The sequence below is a fragment of the Staphylococcus sp. HMSC13A10 genome (assembly GCF_001808005.1).
In the GTDB taxonomy this organism is placed as follows: Bacteria; Bacillota; Bacilli; order Staphylococcales; family Staphylococcaceae; genus Staphylococcus; species Staphylococcus pasteuri.
In genome coordinates this window covers 641-1,881 of the sequence record NZ_KV791859.1, presented here as the reverse complement: position 1 = coordinate 1,881, position 1,241 = coordinate 641, and the positions used below count along the sequence as shown (strand labels likewise).

Genomic DNA, 1,241 nt, shown 5'->3' with positions numbered 1-1,241 from the left:
AGCGATTCAAATAGTACAAGTACTTCTACTTCACTTTCTGATAGCGCAAGCACATCGGCAAGTGACTCTACTAGTACAAGTACGTCGACGTCTGATAGTGCTAGTGCTTCACTAAGTGATTCATTGAGTACGTCTGTTTCAGATAGCACGAGCACTTCTGTAAGTGATTCATCTAGTACGAGTACTTCTACATCACTTTCTGACAGTGCAAGCACATCGACAAGTGACTCTACTAGTACAAGTACTTCTACAAGTGATTCATTGAGTACTTCTGTCTCCGATAGCACGAGCACTTCTGTAAGTGAATCAACTAGTACTAGTACATCTACTTCGCTTTCTGATAGTGCAAGCACTTCTACAAGTGACTCTACTAGTACAAGTACATCGACGTCCGATAGTACAAGTACTTCTCTAAGTGATTCTGCTAGTACTTCTGTCTCTGACAGCACGAGCACGTCTGTAAGTGATTCATCTAGTATGAGTACTTCTACGTCGCTTTCTGACAGTGCAAGCACGTCTACGAGTGACTCATCTAGTACAAGTACGTCTACGTCTGATAGCACAAGTACTTCTCTAAGTGATTCTACTAGTACTTCTACGTCACTCTCTGATAGTTCTAGTACGTCATTGAGTGATTCTGCTAGTACAAGCACTTCGACATCTGATAGTGCAAGTACGTCTGTAAGGAATTCTACTAGTACGTCTATTTCTGCTAGTACGAGTACGTCTGTGAGTGATTCATCTAGCATGAGTACTTCTACGTCACTTTCAGACAGTGCAAGCACATCGACAAGTGACTCAGCTAGTACAAGTACGTCGACTTCTGATAGCACAAGTACTTCTCTAAGTGATTCTGCTAGTACAAGTACTTCGCTTTCTGATAGCGCAAGTACTTCATTAAGTGATTCATCTAGTACGAGTACGTCGCTTTCTGATAGTTCTAGTACTTCTATGAGTGACTCAGCTAGTACACAAACGTCTCTTTCTACTAGTACGAACGAATCAATGAGTGAATCATCTAGCATAAGTTCTTCATTATCTAATAGTGTAAGTACTTCTACTTCAGGTAGTACTAGTACATCATTGAGTGGTTCATCTAGTACGAGCACGTCACTTTCTGACAGTTCTAGTACGTCATTGAGCGACTCATCTAGCGTGAGCACTTCTACTTCGGTTAGTACGAGCACTTCTCTAAGTGGTTCGACAAGCACGAGTACGTCGCTTTCTGATAGTTCTAGTAC

General features: G+C 41.7%; 1 protein-coding gene. It reads right to left on the bottom strand.

All coding sequences use genetic code 11. The annotated features are described in order from the left end of the window. On the bottom strand, positions 1–1,241 hold a 1,241-nt coding region (locus HMPREF3125_RS13235; RefSeq protein WP_371106442.1), incomplete at both ends, for a hypothetical protein.